The sequence below is a fragment of the Actinomadura montaniterrae genome, from assembly GCF_008923365.1.
GTDB lineage: Bacteria > Actinomycetota > Actinomycetes > Streptosporangiales > Streptosporangiaceae > Spirillospora > Spirillospora montaniterrae.
The window spans coordinates 30,679-47,751 of the sequence record NZ_WBMR01000058.1 but is presented as its reverse complement, the minus strand read 5'-3'; the positions used below and the strand labels follow the sequence as shown (position 1 = coordinate 47,751).

Here is a 17,073-nt window from a genome sequence, read left to right as displayed (position 1 = left end):
GACGCCGGGCTGCGCGACGCCGGGCTGCGCGACGCCGGGCTGCGCGACGCCGGGCTGCGCGACGCCGGGCTGCGCGACGCCGGGCTGGGCGGCGCCGGTCCAGGTCGCGGCCGTCGGCTCGGGCAGGGGCTCCGTGCCCCGGGCGGCGGACGGTTCGAGGCGCGGATGGGGCGGCCCCGGACGGTCGCCGAGGAGCCGGAGCAGGACGTCCTCGGAGGTCGGGCGGGCCTTCGGGTCCTTGGCGAGGCAGGCGGCGGCGACCTCGGCGATCGGCCCCGGCAGCGCGCCGAGGTCGGGCGCCTCGTGCATGATCCGGTACATCACGGCGGGCAGCGCGCCGCCCGCGAACGGGTCGCGGCCGGTGGCGGCGAACAGCAGCGTGGCCGCCCACGCGAACAGGTCGGTGGCGGGCGACACCCGGCCCGCGAACTGCTCGGGCGCCATGTACGCGGGGGTTCCGACGACCTGGCTGGTCATCGTCGCGCCGGCGTCGAACGCGCGGGCGATGCCGAAGTCGATCACGCGCGGGCCGTCCAGGCCCATGAGCACGTTCTGCGGCTTGAAGTCGCGGTGCACGACGCCCGCGCGGTGGATCGCGGTGAGCGCGGTGACCGTGCTGATCGCCAGCCGGTCCAGGTCGGCGCCGGCCCGCGGGCCGCGCTCGTGCACGAGCTCGCGCAGCGACCGGCCCGGCACGTACTCGCTGACGATGTAGGGGCGGTCGCCGTCCATGTCGGCGGCGAGCACCTGCGCGGTGCAGAACCCGGCGACCCGCTCCAGCAGCGCCAGCTCGCGGACGAACCGGCCGCGCGCGGCGGCGTTGCCGAGCAGCTGCGCGTGCAGCAGCTTGACGGCGACCCGCGGCGGCGCGCCACCGGCGGCGGGGCCCGCGGGGCGGCCGAGGTAGACCACGCCCTGGCCGCCGGTGCCGAGGCGCCCGAGGATCTCGTAGCCGCCGAGGCGGGTGGGATCCGCGGCGGTGAGGGGAAGCGGGCTCGCCATTGTGACCCCCGTCAGGTTCCCGTAATACCGGCCGCCGGCCGGCCCCGAGAATTCCGTGATTTCCCGGGCACAAATCGGCGCCGCCCGGCATCCAAGAGTATAGGTTCGCACCACCCGGAGCGGGAGACGACGCATGCTCGAGATCAATTCACGAATGGCGCGGGGCCGGCTCGTGATCACGGCGGCCGGCGCGCTGGTGCTCGCGGCCGGGACGCTGGCGGGCTGCGGGGACGCGGGGGCCGCGATCACCCGGCTGACCGTGGGCTCGCCGGGCCCCGACCCGTACACGCTGGCGGCGAACACCGACCAGGCGAAGGTCACGACGCGCCCGGCGCGGGGCGGGACGAAGGACGGCGACGCGCCCGGCCTGTACGGCGGGACGCGCCGGATCTCGAGCTGCGACCAGCGCAGGCTCGTCACGTTCCTGCAGGCCAACCCGGACAAGGCGCGCGCGTGGGCGAGGGTGCAGGGCATCCCGGTGAGCGACATCGCGCGGTACGTGTCGCGGCTGACGCCGGTGCTGCTGCGCACCGACACCCTGGTGACCAACCACGGTTACCGGGACGGGAGGGCGACGAGCGCCGCCGCCGTCCTCCAGGCCGGAATGGGGGTCCTGGTCAATGGCTACGGCATGCCGGCGGTGAAGTGCAATTGCGGTAATCCGCTGACCGCGCCGGAAGGCAAGATCAAAACGTCGAACGCGCGGTACAGTGGCCGAAAGTGGCCGGGATTCGAGAAGCGGAATGTGACCCGGATCCGGCCGCGGGATTCCCGGAAGGGCACGATCACGGTCTTCGTGCTCGTCGACCCGGGCGCCACGATGGGCTTCGAGCGGCCGCGCGCGACGGCGGGCGGCGACGACGGGCCGCCGCAGCCGCTGCCGCCGACCGAGACGGCGCCGCCGAGCGACTCCCCCGCGCCGGTCGACTCGGGCGACGGGTCCTCCGGCTCCCCCGTCCCGGGCGACGGGTCGCCGGATCCCGGGTCGCCGGAGCCCGGGTCGCCGGAGCCGGGGACCTCCGGGCCGGGGTCGCCCGGCGCCGGGTCGCCCGGGCCGGAAATCTCGCAGCCGGGGGTGTCGCCCGGCGGCGAACCGGGCACGGGCACCACGACCGGCACCGGGACCGGGACGGGCGACGGCACCGGCGACGGCGGCACGGGCGGTGCCACCGGCGGGGCCGGGACGCCCGGTGACGAGCCGCAGAGCCCGGTGATCTCGATGGCGCCGCCCGGCCCGTCGGAGGGGTCCCCGGCGGGGTCGCCCGCGGCGTTCTGACCTGTGGTGCTACATTTGCACATATGAGCAGTGCTTCAGACGTCGTCCCCGCGGAGGCGTGCGCCGTCCGCGTGGTCGACGCCGAGAAGGTCGCCCTCGTCTCCGCCTCGATGCCGGGCGCGGAGACGGTCGGGGAGCTCGCGCAGGTGTTCGGGCTGCTGTCCGACCCGGGCCGGCTCCGGGTGATCACCGCGCTGCTCGAGGGGGGAGAGATGTGCGTGTGCGACATCGCGGCGTCCTGCGGGCAGTCGGAGTCGTCGGTGTCGCACGCGCTGCGCCTGCTGCGCGCCAACCGCGTCGTCCGGGTCCGCCGGGCCGGCCGGATGGCCTACTACCGGCTCGACGACTCGCACGTCCGGATGCTGCTCGATCTCGCCCTCGCCCACGTCGGCCACGGGGAGGAAGGCGCATGACCGCGAAGCCGGAGAACGAGCCGGAACGGCACGGCCCCGGGCACGGGCATGGCCACGGCCACGGCCCCGGGCATGGACACGGGCACGGGCACGGCATCTCCGCCGGCGCCGACCGGAGGCTGCTCGGCGGCGCCCTCGCGCTGATCGTCGCCTACATGGCGGGCGAGGTCGCGATCGGCCTGATCGCCGGGTCGCTGGCCCTGCTCTCCGACGCCGCGCACATGCTGACCGACGCGTTCGCGATCGCGCTGGCGCTGGTCGCGATGCGGATCGCGGCGCGCCCGCCGCAGGGCGGCTTCACGTTCGGGATGCGCCGCGCGGAGATCCTCTCGGCGCAGCTGAACGGGCTGACGCTGATCCTGCTGGCGGCGTTCTTCGTCTACGAGGGCGTCCACCGGCTGATCAGCCCGCCGGACGTGCACGGGCAGTTCGTGTTCTGGACCGCCCTGGCCGGCATCGTGGTCAACCTCGCCGCGACCTGGCTGCTGAGCCGCGCGAACCGGACGAGCCTGAACGTGGAAGGCGCGTTCCAGCACATCCTGAACGACCTGTTCGCGTTCGTCTGCACCGCCATCGCGGGCCTGGTGGTCTGGACGACCGGGTTCGCCCGGGCGGACGCGATCGCGTCGCTGGTGGTGGCGGCGCTGATGCTGAAGGCCGGGTACGGGCTGCTGCGGGACGCGGGGCGGGTGCTGATGGAGGCGGCCCCGGCGGGCATCGACCCGTCCGAGCTGGGCGCCCGGCTGGCGGAGCGGCCGTGCGTCGAGGAGGTGCACGACCTGCACGTGTGGGAGGTCGGGTCCGGCTATCCGGCGCTGTCGGCGCACGTGCTGGTGGACGTGGAGGGCGACTGCCACGCCGTCCGCCGCGACATGCAGGACGTGCTGCGCGACTCGTACGGGATCACCCACACGACGCTGGAGGTCGATCACGTGGACGGCCCGTCCCGGCACGGGCACTGCGAGGACTCGCACGGCCCCCGCCACGTCGGCGAGGCCGACCAGCCGCACGAGCACGCGGGCTCGGCCCCCTGCGACCACTGACGGCCCGCGACGGCGTCAGAGGTCGAAGAGCCCGGCGGCGGCGTTCCAGCAGACGGCGCGGAGCCAGTCGTCGCCGAGGCCGAGGGCGGCCAGCGCCTCCAGCTGGTGGGCGTACTCGTAGGGGATGTTGGGGAAGTCGGTGCCGAGCAGGATCCGGCCGTCCAGGCCGAGGTCGCGGAGCCGCGGCAGGAGCGCCTCGGGGAAGGTGCCGAGCCCGCCGGCGAACCGGGTGAAGGTCATCGTGGTGTCCAGGTGGACGCCGCCGTACCGCTCGGCGAGGGCGAAGAAGCCGTCGAACTCGGGCGCGCCGAGGTGCGCGATGATCGCGGTGAGGCGGGGGTGGCGGGCGAGGACGCCGGCGAACGGCCCGGGGCCGGTGAACCCGTTGGCGACCGGGCCGGATCCGGCGTGGACCAGGGCGGGCACTCCGGCGTCGGCGAGGATCCCCCACGCCTCGTCCAGCTCCTTGTCCCGGGGGTCGAACCCGCCGACCTGCAGGTGGACCTTGAACACGCGGGCCCCGGACTCCAGGGCGCGCCGCACGTAGGCGGCGGCGCCCGGCTCGGGGTAGAACGTCGCGGTCTGCAGGCATTCGGGGACGCGGGCGGCGAACTCGGCGCCCCACTCGTTCAGCGGCTCGGCCATGCCGGGCCGGTGCGGGTACACGAGCGCGGTGAACGCGCGGACGCCGAGGCCCCGCAGGAACGCCAGCCGCTCCTCCTCCGAGTCCCGGTAGCGGATCGGCCATTCGGTGCCGATCAGCGGGCCGGCGTCGTCGAAGTACGCCCAGACCGCGCTCATCAGCCGCGGCGGCATGAAGTGGACGTGCGCGTCGACGATGCCGGGCAGCCCGAGCGCCTGCCAGAACGCGGGGACGGCGGAATCCGAACGAGGTTCAGTCACGCCCCGACCCTAGCCGGACGCCCCCGGCCCGCCGCAGCCGCTAGCCGATCGCGGCCAGCAGCGCGGGCAGCGCGGCGCGCAGCTCGCGCCGCCAGTAGGGCCAGGAGTGGGTGCCCCGGTAGAAGTGCGTGGAGATCGGGATGCCGAGCTTCTTCAGCTTGCCCGCGAACTCGCGGCTGACGGCGCCGGCGAGCGCCTCGACCACGTCGTGGCCGGTGCCGGGCTCCGGGTCGTAGGGGCCGGGCCGCCCGTCCCCCGCGCTGACGTGCAGGTGCACGCCGGCGAGGCGGTCGGCGAGGTCGAACGGGTTGTGCTGCCGCCACACGACGCGCTGCTCGTCGGGGTCGCCCCACACGTCGGTCCAGTCGCGGGCGGGCTCGGCGATCGCGACGGTCAGCTCGACCAGGTCGGCGACGTCGAGGCCGTGCGGGTCGCGGTGCAGGGTGTGCACGGGCCCGCTGAACGACGCGGCGGCGCGGAACAGGCCGCGGTGCCGGGCCGCGTAGGCGAGCGCGCCCATCCCGCCGGTCCCATTCCCGGCGACCGCGCGCCGCGTTCCGGCGCGGTATCCGCGTTCGAGTATCTGCCGCAGCTCCGCCAGATGGAACGTCTCCCACTTCGGCGCCCCGCCGTCGCCGCGATTCCACCAGTCGGTGTAATTCCCGCAGCGGCCGCCGTCCGGCATGGCGACGATCACATCGCGGTCCCCGATCAGTTCCTCGACGCCGCCGTGGTCGGTCCAGGCGGTGTGCTCCGCGCCGGATCCGTGCAGCAGCCACAGCACGGGCCAGGTCCGGTGCGCGTCCCGTGACCAGCCGGGAGGCAGCAGGAGCCGGGCGTGCGCGACGCCGGGGAGGACGGGCGAGCGGACCGCGAGGTCCAGGACGCGGCCGCGGGGCCGGTGCTCGCCGACGACGGTCGCGCCGTCGTCGGCGGGTGCTGCGGACGGGGCGGCGCCCCCGGTGGCCATGGACATATTTTCCGTCCCGGTCATTCAGCTGTGGTTCACCGGTAATGTCCCCACTTCCCGCCATGTTTCAACGCGAAGTAATGGGTTTATAAAGCAGCGGACCGGGGTTCCCGGACGGCGGCCGGGTAGGGTGGCGCGAACGAGTGGAGGGCGACCGAGTCGAGATGCGGAGCAAAGCGGAGCTGGAGTCGGCGATCGGCAAGGGCGGCCGCGCGGTGCTGGTGATCAACTCGCGGTCGCGGCGGGGCCGCCGGCTGTACGGCCGGGCGCGCCGCCTGCTGGACGAGGCGGGGATCGCCTTCGACCAGGTCTTCCCGGTGACCGATCCGACCCGGCTGCGCGAGCTGTTCGGCGACGTGCTGGCGCTGGAGCCCGACCTGGTCGTGGTCGGCGGCGGGGACGGGACGGTCGCCGAGGCCGTCGGGCACCTCGCGCACCGCGACATCGCGCTCGGCGTGCTGCCGCTCGGCACCACCAACAACTTCGCGCGCAGCCTGGAGCTGCCGCTGGACCTGCCGGGCGCGGTCCGGACCGTCGCGGTGGGCGGTCCGGGCGGCGGGAAGGTCGCCGACGTGGACGTCGGCTGGTTCGAGAGCACCGGCGACCCGCAGGGCGAGGGGCCGGGCGCCGACCGCGAGCACATCTTCGCGAACATGGTCAGCCTCGGCCTGTCGGTGCAGGTCGCGGGGAAGGTCCCGCACCTGCTCAAGCGGTACCTGGGCCGTCCCGCGTACGCGCTGACGGCGGCGGGGCTGCTGCCCCGGCACGCGGCGTTCACCGCCCGCATCACGATCGACGGCGAGACGACCACCCTCCAGACGCACCAGCTGAACGTCGCGAACGGCGCGCACCACAGCGGGCAGCGGATCGCGCGGGACGCGAGCCCCGACGACCGGCTGCTGGCCGTCTACCGGCTGGGCGACGAGCGGCGGCTGCGGCTGGCGTCCGCGACGGCCCGGCACGTGCTGACCGGCCCGTGGCGGACGCTGGACGAGGACGCGTTCCTCACCACCGGGCACGTGGAGATCGAGACGGATCCGCCGATGCGGGTGGACGTGGACGGCGAGGTCCGCGGCCGGACGCCGGTGACGATCCGGCTGCGCGGCAACGCGCTGCGCGTGATCGTCCCGCAGACGTTCGACGACACCTGATCCCGCGGAGCCGCCGGTCGGAGCACGCCGCCGGTCAGAGCACGCCGCGCGCCGCGAGCAGGTCCCGCAGCCGGTCGTGCGGGAGGGCCGGCGACCGGTGCCCGTCCCGGCCGATCATGGTGCGGGCCGCGAGCAGCGCGTTCAGCACGGCCTCCTCGACGGCCTGGACGACGGCCTCGTAGAACGGGTCGATCCGGTTCCACGGGACGAACCGCAGCGTCTCGTAGCCCTCCTCCCCCACCGGGAAGCCGCCCGTGAGCGCGCCCGCGTTGGCGGTGGAGAAGGCGAGGAAGATGTCGCCGGACGAGTGCTGCCCGTAGGTGCCGGTGCGGGCCAGGCCGAGCGGGACGCGGCGGGCGAGGGCGGTGCACTGCCCGGGGATCAGCGGCGCGTCCGTCGCGACGACCGCGATGACGGAGCCGGCGCCGGCGAGGCCGAGCCAGTCGGTGTCCTCCATCGGGTTGTCGTCGGCGAGGGCCGCGCCGGCCGGGACGCCGCAGACGGTGAGGTCCTTGCGGGAGCCGAAGTTCGCCTGGACGAACGCGCCGACCGTGTACGCGTCGCCGCCGTACCGCACGACCCGCGACGACGTCCCGTTGCCGCCCTTGAAGCCGTAGCAGTTCATGCCGGTGCCGCCGCCGGCGTTGCCCTCCTCGACGGGGCCGCCGCGCGCCGCGTCCAGCGCCTGGACGGCGTGCTCGGGCCGCACGTGGGCGCCGCCGATGTCGTTGAGGTAGCCGTCCCAGGTCTCGGCGACGACGGGCAGCATCCAGTCCTCCGAGCCGGGGCTCTCGCGGAGCATCCAGTCGATGGCGCCGCGGTGGCAGGGCCCGACGGCGTGCGTGTTGGTGATCAGCACCGGGGTGTTGAGGGCGCCGGTCTCCGCGATCCAGTGCGTGCCGGTCATCTCGCCGTTGCCGTTCAGCGAGTACGCCCCGGCCGCGCACGCGTCGGCGAGACCCGTGCGGCCGCGCGGGAGCAGCGCGGTGACGCCGGTGCGGACGGGACCCTCGCCGGGGCGCAGCGGGCCGTCCCCGGACACCAGCGTGACGGTGCCGACCTCGACGCCCGGCACGTCGGTGATCGCGTTGAGCGGGCCGGTGTCGCCGGGCAGCGGCAGGCCGAGGGCGCGGGCGCGGGTCATGTGTCACCTTCCAGGTCGCGGCGGTCGAGGTCGAAGTCGCCGGGGTCGCGGCCGGTGGCGTCGGCGGCGTAGGCGCGCAGCAGCCGCGCGGCGTGCGCCGCGTCCACGGCGGGCACGGCGTTGACGATGTGCAGGCCGTACCCGTCCTCCAGCGCGACGAGGGTGCGCGCGATGTCGGCGGCGTCGCGGGTCAGCCGGAACGCGCCGGTGGCGGCGCCGGACTCCAGGATCCCCGCGTAGACGCCGGCCTGCCGCTCGAACAGCCGGATGTGCTCGGCGGCGTACGCCGGGTCGCGGCGGGAGACGGTGCCGAGCTCGTACAGCAGCACGCACAGCTCGTCGCCGGGCCCGGACGGCAGCCCGCTGGCGATCATCGCGGCCAGCCGGCGGCGCGGGTCGGGCTCGGCGCGGACGGCGTCCTCGCGGGCGGCGCAGAACCGGTCGACGGCCTCGCGCTGCACCTCGCGGAGCAGGTCGGCGAGCGTGGGGAAGTAGTACAGGACGGAGCCGGGCGACATCTCCGCCTGGTCCGCCACGTCGCGCAGCCGCAGGCCGAGCATGCCGCGCTCGGCGACCGCGCGGCGCGCGGCGGCGACGAGCTCGGTGCGCTTCTCGGCGGCCCTGCTGGGTCGTGCCATGGTCGACATTCTCCGAAGATCATTCAGACAATTCAAGTCAGGACGGGCGCGCACGCATCCGAGACCGAGATGTTACAGGCATCTCGCTTGACCCGATGCCCGGGGGTTCTTTGATACTCGTTCAAAGAACTCCGTCGGGAGGTGCCCCATGGCCGCATCCGAAGTCCGCCCGCCGGCCGCCGCCGGCCGGCCCCCGGCCCTGCACCGGGGGCTGCGCACCCTCGGCGCGCTCCTCATCGTGCTGTCCGCCGTCACGCCCGCGTCGTCGGTCTTCATCATCGCCCCGGGGGTGATCGCGCAGGCCGGCACCGGCGCGTTCTGGAGCTTCGCGGCGGCGGGCGCCGTCGGGGTGCTCATGGCCTTCGTGTACGCCGAGCTGTCGTCGGCGTACCCGCTGACCGGCGGCGAGTACGCCATCGTCGGCCGCACCCTCGGCCGGCTGCCCGGCTTCGTCGTGCTCGGGCTGATCCTCATCACCCAGCTGCTGATCCTCGCGGTGATCGCGCTCGGCGTCGGCACCTACCTCGGCGTGCTCGTCCACGGCCTGGACGGCCCGGTCGTCGCCGCGCTCGCGGTCGCCGTCGCCACCGTCGTCGCGATCTTCGACATCAAGGTCAACGCCCTGGTCACCGGGGTCTTCCTGGCGATCGAGATGGGCGCGCTGCTGGTGCTGTCCGGCCTCGGGTTCCTGCACGTCGAGCGGCCGTTCACCGACCTGCTCGCGCACCCTGTCGCGGCGGCGGACGGCGGGGGCCTCGCCGCCACGTCCGCCGGGCTGATCGCCGCCGCGACCGCCGTCGCGATCTTCGCCTACAACGGCTACGGCTCCGCGGTGTACTTCGGCGAGGAGACCCACGACGCCCAGCGCGCCGTGGCCCGCACGATCCTGTGGGCGCTCGGCATCACCGTCGCGGCCGAGCTGGTCCCGGTCACCGCCGTCCTGCTCGGCGCGCCCGACCTGAAGGAGCTGCTGGGCTCGGACGCGATGATGGAGTACTTTGTCACCGCTCGCGGCGGCCACGCCCTCAACACGGTGATCAGCCTGGCGATCGCGCTCGCCATCCTGAACGCGGTGATCGCGATCATGCTGCTGACCGCCCGGCTGATCTTCAGCTCCGGCCGGGACGGCACCTGGACGCCGCGGATCGACGGGGCGCTCACCGCGATCCACCCCCGGTTCGGCACCCCGTGGATCGCCACGGTCGTCACCGGCGTGCTCAGCGCCGCCGCCTGCTTCCTGGACGAGAAGTTCCTGCTCGTCGTCACCGGCACGTCCCTGGTGGCGGTGTACGCGGCGCTCTGCCTGGCGGTGATCGCCGGGCGCCGCAACGGGACGACCGCGCACGCGAAGTACCGGATGCCGCTGTTCCCGGTCGCGCCGGTCGCCGCGCTCGCCGCCCTCGGCTACGTGATCTACCAGAACGCCAAGGACCCCGAGGTCGGGCGGCCCAGCCTGATCGTCACGGTCGTGGTGATGGCGGTGTCCGCGGGGTACTTCGCGCTCGTCCTGCGCCGCCGCGGCGGCTGGGAGCTGACGGGTGACCAGGAGGACTAGCGCTCGTCGGCCATCACGTAGTCGCCGGCCTCCAGGCGCTCGATGAGGCCGCGCGCCCACCGCATCGCCGAGTCGGCGGAGTGGACCCACCAGCCGAGCAGCTCGTGCAGGTGCGCGGGGTCCGCCGGCGCCTCGTACAGCGGCATCACGTTGGCGCGCCGGGCGGCCAGGCCGTCCAGCCGCTGCCGGAGCAGCTCGATCGCCTCCGGGCGGGTCAGCTCGGCCAGGAAGGCGAGCCCGGCCGTCAGCATCTCCGGGTGCCGGATGTCCACCGTCGAGATCGCGCAGCGCAGCAGCCGGAAGAACTCCTCCCGGCCGGCGTCGGTGATCTCGTAGTCGGTGTGCGGCGGCCCGGCGTCGCTCTCCTCCACGTCGTGCGCGAGGAGCAGGCCCTCCTTGGCCAGCTGCCGCAGCGCGTGGTAGATCGAACCCGGGTTCACGTGGGCCCACTCGTCCGAGCCCCAGGAGATCAGCTCCCGGCGGACCTCGTACCCGTGGGCGCAGCCGAACCGCCGCACCCCGCCGAGGACCAGCAGCCGCGTCGCCGACATCATCACCCTTCCCTGATCGAGCCGACGTTCAGGGTAGAGCCTGCGGCGGGCGCCGGTGGCACGCCCCCTCGGCGGCCGCCCGCCAGGGGGTCCTTCCCGGGCGGGCACTGGTCCCGGGACGGGTCCCGGCCTAGCGTCGTGCCATGGCTGCGGAATGGTGGTCCATCGAGGTGTTCGACGCGTCCCTGCCCGCGTCCGCCTGGCAACGGTCGTGGCAGGAGACGCTCGCGGAGACCGCGCTGACCTACGGCGCGGTTCAGTGGGAGTGGCACGCGCACAGCTGGGGCGTCGTCTTCGAGGTGTTCTTCGAGGACGAGGAGCAGTGGGAGGCGTGGCGGGCCCTGCCCGTCGTGCGCGCGGCCCTGGACGCCGTGCCCGACCCGGTGAACGGCCTGGTGGTGTACCGGGGCCGCGGCGGGTCGTCCGGGGCCCCGGTCCCCCGGCGGCCGGTGCCCGCGCCGGGCGCGGCGGCGCTCGAGGCCGAGCCGCCCGAGCCCGAGCCGATCATCGACCTCGCCGCCGCCGAGCCGGCGAGCCGCGGCCCGCGGGGATCGGTCCTCCCGAGCCCCGGCTAGGCGCGTCTAGGCGCGCAGCTCGGCGAGGTCCGCGGCGGTGAGCGCCAGATCCGCGGCGGCCATGTTCTCCTCCAGGTGCGCCGGGGAGCCGGTGCCGGGGATCGCCAGCATCACCGGGGACAGCGCGAGCAGGCCCGCGAGCAGCACCTGCGGGACGGTGGCGCCGTGCCGGGCGGCGACGGCCTTCACGCGGTCGTCGTCGGGGATGCCGAAGCCGCCGAGCGGGAAGTACGGCGCGTAGCCGATGCCGTCGCGCTCGCAGATCGCCAGCATCTCGGTGTCCGCGGGCTGGGTGATGTCGAACCGGTTCTGGACGGCGGCCACGGGCGCGATCGTCCGGGCCTCGGCGAGCTGGGCCGCGCTGACGTGGCTGAGCCCGAGATGCCGGATGAGCCCCTCCTCGCGGAGCCCGGCGAGGATCTCGAACCGCTCGCCGATCGGCTCGTCCAGCGGCGTCTCCAACCCGCCGGGACGCAGGTAGACGAGGTCGAGGCTGTCGCGGCCCAGCTCGCGCAGGTTGCGCTCGACCTCGGCGCGCAGCCCGGACGCGGGGAGCTGGCCGCTCGGGTACGGGTCGCCCGGCGCCCGGTACGGGCCGACCTTCGTGGCGATGACCAGGCCGTCCGGGTAGGGCGCGAGGGCGCTGCGGATCATCTCGTTCGCGGCGGGGCCGGACGGGTGGAAGTAGAACGCGGCGGTGTCGATGTGGTCGGCGCCCAGCTCGACGGCGCGGCGCAGCACCCGGAGGGAGGTGTCCCGGTCGTTGGGGGCGCCGCCGCGGGTGCTCGCGGGCAGCCGCATCGCGCCGAAGCCCATCCGGGAGACCCGCAGGTCGCCGCCGAGGTCGAAATGGTCGTTGCGCGTGGTCGGTGTCGTCATGCGTCCCACTGTGCTGCGCCGGTCCCGCCCGGACGAGCCGCTGGCATCTTGCTGCCACCCCGTCCCGCCCGCGTGGCAGACTGGCCGGTGATGACAGTGGACGTGGACCAGAACGTGATCCTGCGCGGCGAGCGGGAACTGATCGAGCGCGCATGGCGGCTGTTCCTCGCACGCGAGGAGTTCGCGTGCGCCGCGACGGACATGAACACCTGGGCCATGCCGGAGATCCGCGAGCGGATCGCCGCCCACCGGCGCAGGCTCGTGCCGCGGCCCGCCGCGTACAAGCTGCACAACCCGGCGGCGCTCGCCGACGAGGAGTCCGAGCGGCGGCTCGTGGAGATCGCCAAGGGCGGCGCGCGCGTGCGGATCTGCACGACGCCGCTGCCGCACGAGACGATCATCGTGGACCGGCGGACCGCGATCCTCGCCGGGCCGCCCGAGAACGGGGTGCGCGAGTACACCGTCGTCCGCTCGCCGAGCGTGGTGAAGGGCGTGGTGTCGCTGTTCTGGGCGACCTGGGAGACCTCCACCGACCTCGCCGACTACCGGCGCGAGCGGCCGCCCGCGCTGAGCGAGGAGAGCCGGCGCATCCTGCGGCTGCTCGCCGGCGGGCTGAAGGACGAGGCCGCCGCCCGGCAGCTCGGCCTGTCGCTGCGCACCTACCGGCGCCGCGTCGCCGAGATCCTCACCCTGCTGGACGCCGGGTCCCGGTTCCAGGCGGGGCTGCGCGCCCAGGAGTTCGGCCTGCTCGGCTGACCGCCGGGAGGTCAGCCGCCGACCAGCGGGACCAGCTTGACGAACACCAGGTCCGGGTCGCCGGTGAGGTCGATCTCCTCGTCCAGGTCCTCGACCTGGCGGTCCCCGGCCAGCACGAAGAAGCCGTTGCCGAGGAACGCCCGCTCGGCGATCTCCGCCTGCCGCTCCCAGTCGATGGGGCGGCGGTCGCGCATCCGGTAGCCGTTCAGCTCGGTCTCGGCGTCGTCCGGGCGGACCAGGCCGTTGAACCGGGTGGACGGGCGGGCGTTGTAGCGGGCGACCTCCTCGCGGACCCGCAGCCGGATCAGCGCGCGGACGGTCATCCGCGAGGGCAGCCCGCCGACCTCGAACGCGGCGACGGGCGTGCCGGTCGCGGTCTCGTCGCGGAACGTCACGGCGGTCATCGGGCGCCTCCCTTGAGCTGGGCGAGGATGGACTCGTCGGTGATCCGGCCGTCGGCGGCGAGCAGGAACGCCTTGCTGAGGATCAGCGACAGCCGGCCGTCCTCGAACGGCAGGAACACCGTTCCGCCGGGGGCGCGACCGGCCGGGACGACGCACAGGTAGGCGTCGTCCGGCTCCATGAGGATGTTCGCCGACCCCAGATGGATCTTGTAGGTGCGCAGGTCGCCGCGGACGACCAGGAACCGGCCGTCCAGCGAGCAGCGCCCGGCGATCTTCGTGCGCGGCAGGATCCGCTCGAGCGCGTCGCGGCGGGACGCGGCGCTCTCGGTCAGCTCCGCGAACCCGGACCGCTCCCAGTACCGGCGCGGCTCGCCGTCGCCGCGCCACTCCGGGTCGGCGGCGATCGAGGTGACGCCGACGAACAGGTCCACGTCCCGCATCGCCTCGCTGAACACCAGCGGCGGGACGTCGGCGAGCGGCGCGTCCCGCCACGCGCCGCCGTCGCGGCGCGCGAACGCGACCCGGTCGGTCCCGGCGAGCGTCAGCTCGTCCTGCCAGTCGGCGAGGACGTGCGCGAACCGCACCCGCCACTCCCCCGCGGCCAGCACCCGCGACGCCTCGTCCTCGCCGCCGCCGTCCCACGGGCCGAGCAGCCGGCTCGTCCAGCCGCGCGCCCGGAACAGCGCGAACATCTTCCGGTAGTGGACGAGATGCGCCGCGAACCGGTTCGAGTACGTCCCGGTCCGCTCCTCGGCGGGCGTCAGCAGGTACACCTCGCGGAAGGCCTGCTTGAACGGCTGCCGGATCCGCCGCTCGATGAGCAGGTCGCGCCAGGCGCGCACCTCGTCCGGGGACGAGCGGATCGGATGCCACAGCCGGACGCCCGCCGCGTCCGGCGCCTCGGGGACGCCGCCGGTCTCGGGGAGCACCGCCCGCCACTCCCCCGGCGCCTCCTCGACCTCCCAGATCAGCCGCCGGACGGTCGGGCCCGCGACCGGGTGCCGGGCCAGGCCGTCCCGCCACGGGCCGAACCGGTGGACGGCCCCGGCCGTGTACCCGCCCTCCAGCGCCCGGACGAGGGTCGTCAGGTGGGCGTCGACCCGCTTGACGAGTTCCCGCAGCTCCTTGACCTCGGCCTTGTGGTCGCGGCGGACGGCCGCGGGCACGCCCTTCAGCGCCGTGCCGTCCTTCTCGAAGGCCAGCTCGGCCTTCTCACCGGCGGTGACGGCGGCCGTGTACGCGCCGAGGACGCGGCGGTGTGCGCCGTCCGGGCCGAAGCCGAGGTCCGGGAGGCGAAGCGCGACCTCCGCCCGTTCCGCGAGCGCCGCCTCGACCTTCTTCAGCATCTTGTCGAGCTGCTTGGGGACCCCGGCGTGCCGGACGGAGCCGCGGACCGTCCGGATCGTGGTGACCAGCTCGGGGATCGGGAAGTCCTGCGCCGCGCGGACGATCTCGTACAGCAGCGCCTGCGACGGCAGCGTCTTCGCCTGCGCCGGCGCGACGGACACGTCCGGCAGCAGGCGGGCGAGCAGCGCGGGCAGCCACGGCTCGTCCCGCAGCAGCGCGATCCTCGCGGCGTGCCCGAGCGCGGTCACCTCGGTGGACGCGAACGCCTTGTCTGCGCGGTAGGGGACGGTCCCGTCCTGGATCGCGCGGGCCCGCTCGGCCGCCGTCTCCAGGGCACGGCGTGCGAACGCGGCGTAGGCCGGGATGTCCGCGGCCTTCCCGCCGGCGTCCGGTGCGGTCGGCGGGGAAGTGTAGGAGTCGTCGGCGGCGAACTCGGCCACGACCACGCGCTCCCGCGCGGTGAGCGCGGCGATGACGTCGATCTCGTCCCTCGCGATCGGGCCGCCGCCGTCCGCGAGCCGTTCCGCGACCTCGCGCAGGAGACCGGCGTCCGCGATACCGGCGACCGCCAGCAGCGCGTACGGCTGGCCGAGCCGCCCTTCGTCCAGCAGGAAACGGACGAGCGTGCGTCCCTGGTCTGCGACGTCCGGCCACGGCCCGGTGCAGCGCAGCAGCGCCCCGGCGCCGAGCCGCACGTCCGCCCACTTGCGCTTCTCCAGGCCCTGGACCAGCGCGTCGAACATCCGGCGGCACGCTTCCGGCGTGTAGCGCGGCTGCCGCTCCTTCGCCGCGTCCTCGACCGGGAAACGGACGCGCGTCGAGACGAACGGCTCCGCCGGCGCCGCGTACGCGGCGGGCAGGAGCGTGCCGAGGTCCTCGTCGGAGACCAGGGACAGGTCGGGGTACGCGCTCAGGAACTCCTCGTCCTCCGGGGCCGGGCCGGTCATGGCGCGCAGCATCCGCGCCGCGGGGCCGTCCATCAGACCCCCGTCCTGATCCGCCGCAGCAGCGACTCGTCCGCGATCTTGTGGTCGGCGGCGAGCAGCACCGCCTTGGTGAGGATCAGCGACAGCCGCTCGTCCTCGAACGGCAGGAACAGCCCCGACTGCCCCTTGCGGCGCGCCGGCACGATCCGCAGCAGCGCCCCCTCCGGCTCCATCCGCACGTGCCCCGTGCCGAGATGGATCCGGTAGGTGCGCAGCTCGCCCCGCACGGCGAGGAAGCGGTCGTCCAGCGCGCACCGGTCGGCGATCTTCGTGCGGGGCAGGATCCGCTCCAGCGCCGCCCGCCGCACCTCCGCCGCCGCGCCCGGCCGGCCGAACGCCGCCTCCCGCCGGTAGTGCAGGTGGTGGCGGTCCTCGCCGTCCGGCCAGTCCGGGTCCGCGGCGATCGACGCGGCGTCCACGAACAGGCCGACGTCGCGCATCGCCTCGCTGAACACCAGCGGCGGCGCGTCGGCGAGCCCCGCCCGGCTCCAGTGCCGGCGGTCCCGCCGCTCGAACCGCACGTGCCCGGTGACGACGTGGTCCCCCTGCCCCGCCGCCTCCGCCGGGTCGTAGCGCAGGACCACGCGCCACCCGCCGTCGAGGACGCGCCGCGCCGCCGCCGGGGCGCCGCCGTGCAGCCTGCCGCGGTGGTCGGGCCGCCAGCCGCGCTCCCGGAACAGCTCCCGCAGCCGCGCGTACCGGACGATGTGCCCCGCGAACCGGTCCGAGCGGGCCGCGCCCGCCTCGTCGGGGCCAAGCACGCAGACCTCCCGGAACGCCTGCCGGAACGCCTGCACCATCCGGTTGTCGATCACGAAGTCGCGCCAGGCCCGCACCACGGCGGGCCGTGCCCGCGCCGGATGCCACAGCCGTACCCGCGCGCCGTCCGCCGGGACGGGCAGCGCCCGGCCGTCCACCGTCACGAGCACGTCCTCGCCGGGCGTCGCCGCGTGCCAGATCCCGTCCGGGTCCTGGAACTCCCAGATCAGGCCGCGGGCGACGGCGCCGCTCACCGGGTGGTCGAGCCACTCGCGCCGCCACGCGCCGTGCCCCCAGGACCGGCCGTCCCCCGCCATCAGCGCCTCGGCGCGGTCCCGCTCGTCCGCGAGGGTGCCGCGCACGCCCTTCGCGAGCGCCTTCAGCTCCCTGATCTCGGCGGCGTGCGGGACCTTCAGCGCACCGGGGACGGTCGGCAGCGGGTACCCGTCCGACCCGACATAGGTCAGCCGCACGGTCAGCGGGTCCTCGATCGCGAGGACGGCCTGGTAGCCGCCGACGTCGCGGGCGAGGGACCCGTCCCCGCCGAGACCGTGCGCGGGCACGTCGGGCACGCCGTCGTCGGAGGGCGGCGGCGGGGCCGGGGGCGCCGCGGGTCCGGCCCACGCCGCTGCGGGCCGCTTCCTGGTGGGCCACTTCTTCGTGGGCCACGGGCCGTCGAGCGCGGTGAGGTGCGCCCGGAGGTCGTCGAACATGTCGCGAT

General features: G+C 75.0%; 17 protein-coding genes. 7 read left to right on the top strand and 10 right to left on the bottom strand.

Annotation, left to right across the window (positions count from 1 at the left end; all coding sequences use genetic code 11):
* A partial coding sequence (locus tag F9B16_RS20855) for a serine/threonine-protein kinase (RefSeq protein ID WP_151541784.1) occupies nt 1-1,002 on the bottom strand: 1,002 nt, incomplete at its 3' end.
* Between the two features lie 133 nt (nt 1,003-1,135).
* Between F9B16_RS20855 and F9B16_RS20850 the strand changes: the two genes are divergently transcribed.
* From F9B16_RS20850 to F9B16_RS20840, 3 genes are read left to right on the top strand one after another with little or no spacing between them, the layout of a single operon-like run.
* Nucleotides 1,136-2,278, top strand: a complete 1,143-nt coding sequence (locus F9B16_RS20850; protein WP_151541783.1) for a DUF6777 domain-containing protein — start codon at nt 1,136-1,138, stop codon at nt 2,276-2,278.
* 23 nt (nt 2,279-2,301) lie between these two features.
* Nucleotides 2,302-2,691, top strand: coding sequence for an ArsR/SmtB family transcription factor (locus tag F9B16_RS20845; RefSeq protein WP_151541782.1), 390 nt, complete (start codon nt 2,302-2,304; stop codon nt 2,689-2,691).
* On the top strand, nt 2,688-3,734 hold the full coding sequence (locus F9B16_RS20840) for a cation diffusion facilitator family transporter (protein ID WP_151541781.1): 1,047 nt from the start codon (nt 2,688-2,690) through the stop codon (nt 3,732-3,734). The genes F9B16_RS20845 and F9B16_RS20840 overlap by 4 nt, the downstream gene beginning before the upstream one ends.
* A gap of 15 nt (nt 3,735-3,749) precedes the next feature.
* Here F9B16_RS20840 and F9B16_RS20835 read toward each other — a convergent pair whose 3' ends face one another.
* Together F9B16_RS20835 and F9B16_RS20830 are read right to left on the bottom strand one after the other, a co-directional pair.
* On the bottom strand, nt 3,750-4,637 hold the full coding sequence (locus F9B16_RS20835; protein ID WP_151541780.1) for an amidohydrolase family protein: 888 nt from the start codon (nt 4,635-4,637) through the stop codon (nt 3,750-3,752).
* Between the two features lie 40 nt (nt 4,638-4,677).
* Nucleotides 4,678-5,607, bottom strand: coding sequence for an alpha/beta hydrolase (locus F9B16_RS20830; RefSeq protein WP_192808903.1), 930 nt, complete (start codon nt 5,605-5,607; stop codon nt 4,678-4,680).
* A 164-nt stretch (nt 5,608-5,771) separates the two neighbouring features.
* On the opposite strand from F9B16_RS20830, the gene F9B16_RS20825 reads away from it, so the two are divergent.
* Nucleotides 5,772-6,758 carry a diacylglycerol/lipid kinase family protein gene (locus F9B16_RS20825; RefSeq protein WP_151541778.1) on the top strand — a complete coding sequence of 329 codons (987 nt, stop codon included), beginning with the start codon at nt 5,772-5,774 and terminating at the stop codon, nt 6,756-6,758.
* A 34-nt stretch (nt 6,759-6,792) separates the two neighbouring features.
* On the opposite strand, the gene F9B16_RS20820 is transcribed toward F9B16_RS20825, so the two are convergent.
* Both F9B16_RS20820 and F9B16_RS20815 read right to left on the bottom strand, forming a co-directional pair.
* Nucleotides 6,793-7,902, bottom strand: coding sequence for a DmpA family aminopeptidase (locus F9B16_RS20820; protein ID WP_151541777.1), 1,110 nt, complete (start codon nt 7,900-7,902; stop codon nt 6,793-6,795).
* On the bottom strand, nt 7,899-8,540 hold the full coding sequence (locus tag F9B16_RS20815) for a TetR/AcrR family transcriptional regulator (protein ID WP_151541776.1): 642 nt from the start codon (nt 8,538-8,540) through the stop codon (nt 7,899-7,901). The genes F9B16_RS20820 and F9B16_RS20815 overlap by 4 nt, the downstream gene beginning before the upstream one ends.
* Before the next feature lie 148 nt (nt 8,541-8,688).
* Between F9B16_RS20815 and F9B16_RS20810 the strand changes: the two genes are divergently transcribed.
* The gene (locus F9B16_RS20810; RefSeq protein ID WP_151541775.1) at nt 8,689-10,095 is read left to right on the top strand and encodes an APC family permease; all 1,407 of its coding nucleotides are present in this window, start codon (nt 8,689-8,691) and stop codon (nt 10,093-10,095) included.
* Here the strand turns inward: F9B16_RS20810 and F9B16_RS20805 are convergent.
* Nucleotides 10,092-10,649, bottom strand: coding sequence for a PadR family transcriptional regulator (locus F9B16_RS20805; RefSeq protein WP_225991810.1), 558 nt, complete (start codon nt 10,647-10,649; stop codon nt 10,092-10,094). The genes F9B16_RS20810 and F9B16_RS20805 overlap by 4 nt on opposite strands.
* A gap of 140 nt (nt 10,650-10,789) precedes the next feature.
* Between F9B16_RS20805 and F9B16_RS20800 the strand changes: the two genes are divergently transcribed.
* Nucleotides 10,790-11,221 (top strand): hypothetical protein, encoded by a 432-nt coding sequence (locus tag F9B16_RS20800; RefSeq protein WP_151541774.1) that lies wholly within the window; start codon nt 10,790-10,792, stop codon nt 11,219-11,221.
* Between the two features lie 6 nt (nt 11,222-11,227).
* Here F9B16_RS20800 and F9B16_RS20795 read toward each other — a convergent pair whose 3' ends face one another.
* Nucleotides 11,228-12,100, bottom strand: a complete 873-nt coding sequence (locus F9B16_RS20795) for an aldo/keto reductase (protein WP_151541773.1) — start codon at nt 12,098-12,100, stop codon at nt 11,228-11,230.
* A gap of 90 nt (nt 12,101-12,190) precedes the next feature.
* Between F9B16_RS20795 and F9B16_RS20790 the strand changes: the two genes are divergently transcribed.
* Nucleotides 12,191-12,856 carry a helix-turn-helix transcriptional regulator gene (locus F9B16_RS20790; protein ID WP_151541772.1) on the top strand — a complete coding sequence of 222 codons (666 nt, stop codon included), beginning with the start codon at nt 12,191-12,193 and terminating at the stop codon, nt 12,854-12,856.
* An 11-nt stretch (nt 12,857-12,867) separates the two neighbouring features.
* Here F9B16_RS20790 and F9B16_RS20785 read toward each other — a convergent pair whose 3' ends face one another.
* Genes F9B16_RS20785 through F9B16_RS20775 form a run of 3 tightly spaced genes read right to left on the bottom strand, consistent with a single transcriptional unit; the run spans nt 12,868 to nt 17,065 of the window.
* Entirely contained in the window at nt 12,868-13,260 is a 393-nt protein-coding gene (locus F9B16_RS20785) for a hypothetical protein (RefSeq protein WP_151541771.1), read from the bottom strand.
* The gene (locus tag F9B16_RS20780) at nt 13,257-15,587 is read right to left on the bottom strand and encodes a DUF4132 domain-containing protein (protein ID WP_192808902.1); all 2,331 of its coding nucleotides are present in this window, start codon (nt 15,585-15,587) and stop codon (nt 13,257-13,259) included. Before F9B16_RS20780 ends, F9B16_RS20785 begins: the two co-directional genes overlap by 4 nt.
* Entirely contained in the window at nt 15,587-17,065 is a 1,479-nt protein-coding gene (locus F9B16_RS20775) for a DUF4132 domain-containing protein (protein ID WP_192808901.1), read from the bottom strand. Before F9B16_RS20775 ends, F9B16_RS20780 begins: the two co-directional genes overlap by 1 nt.
* Nucleotides 17,066-17,073: the final 8 nt, after the last annotated feature.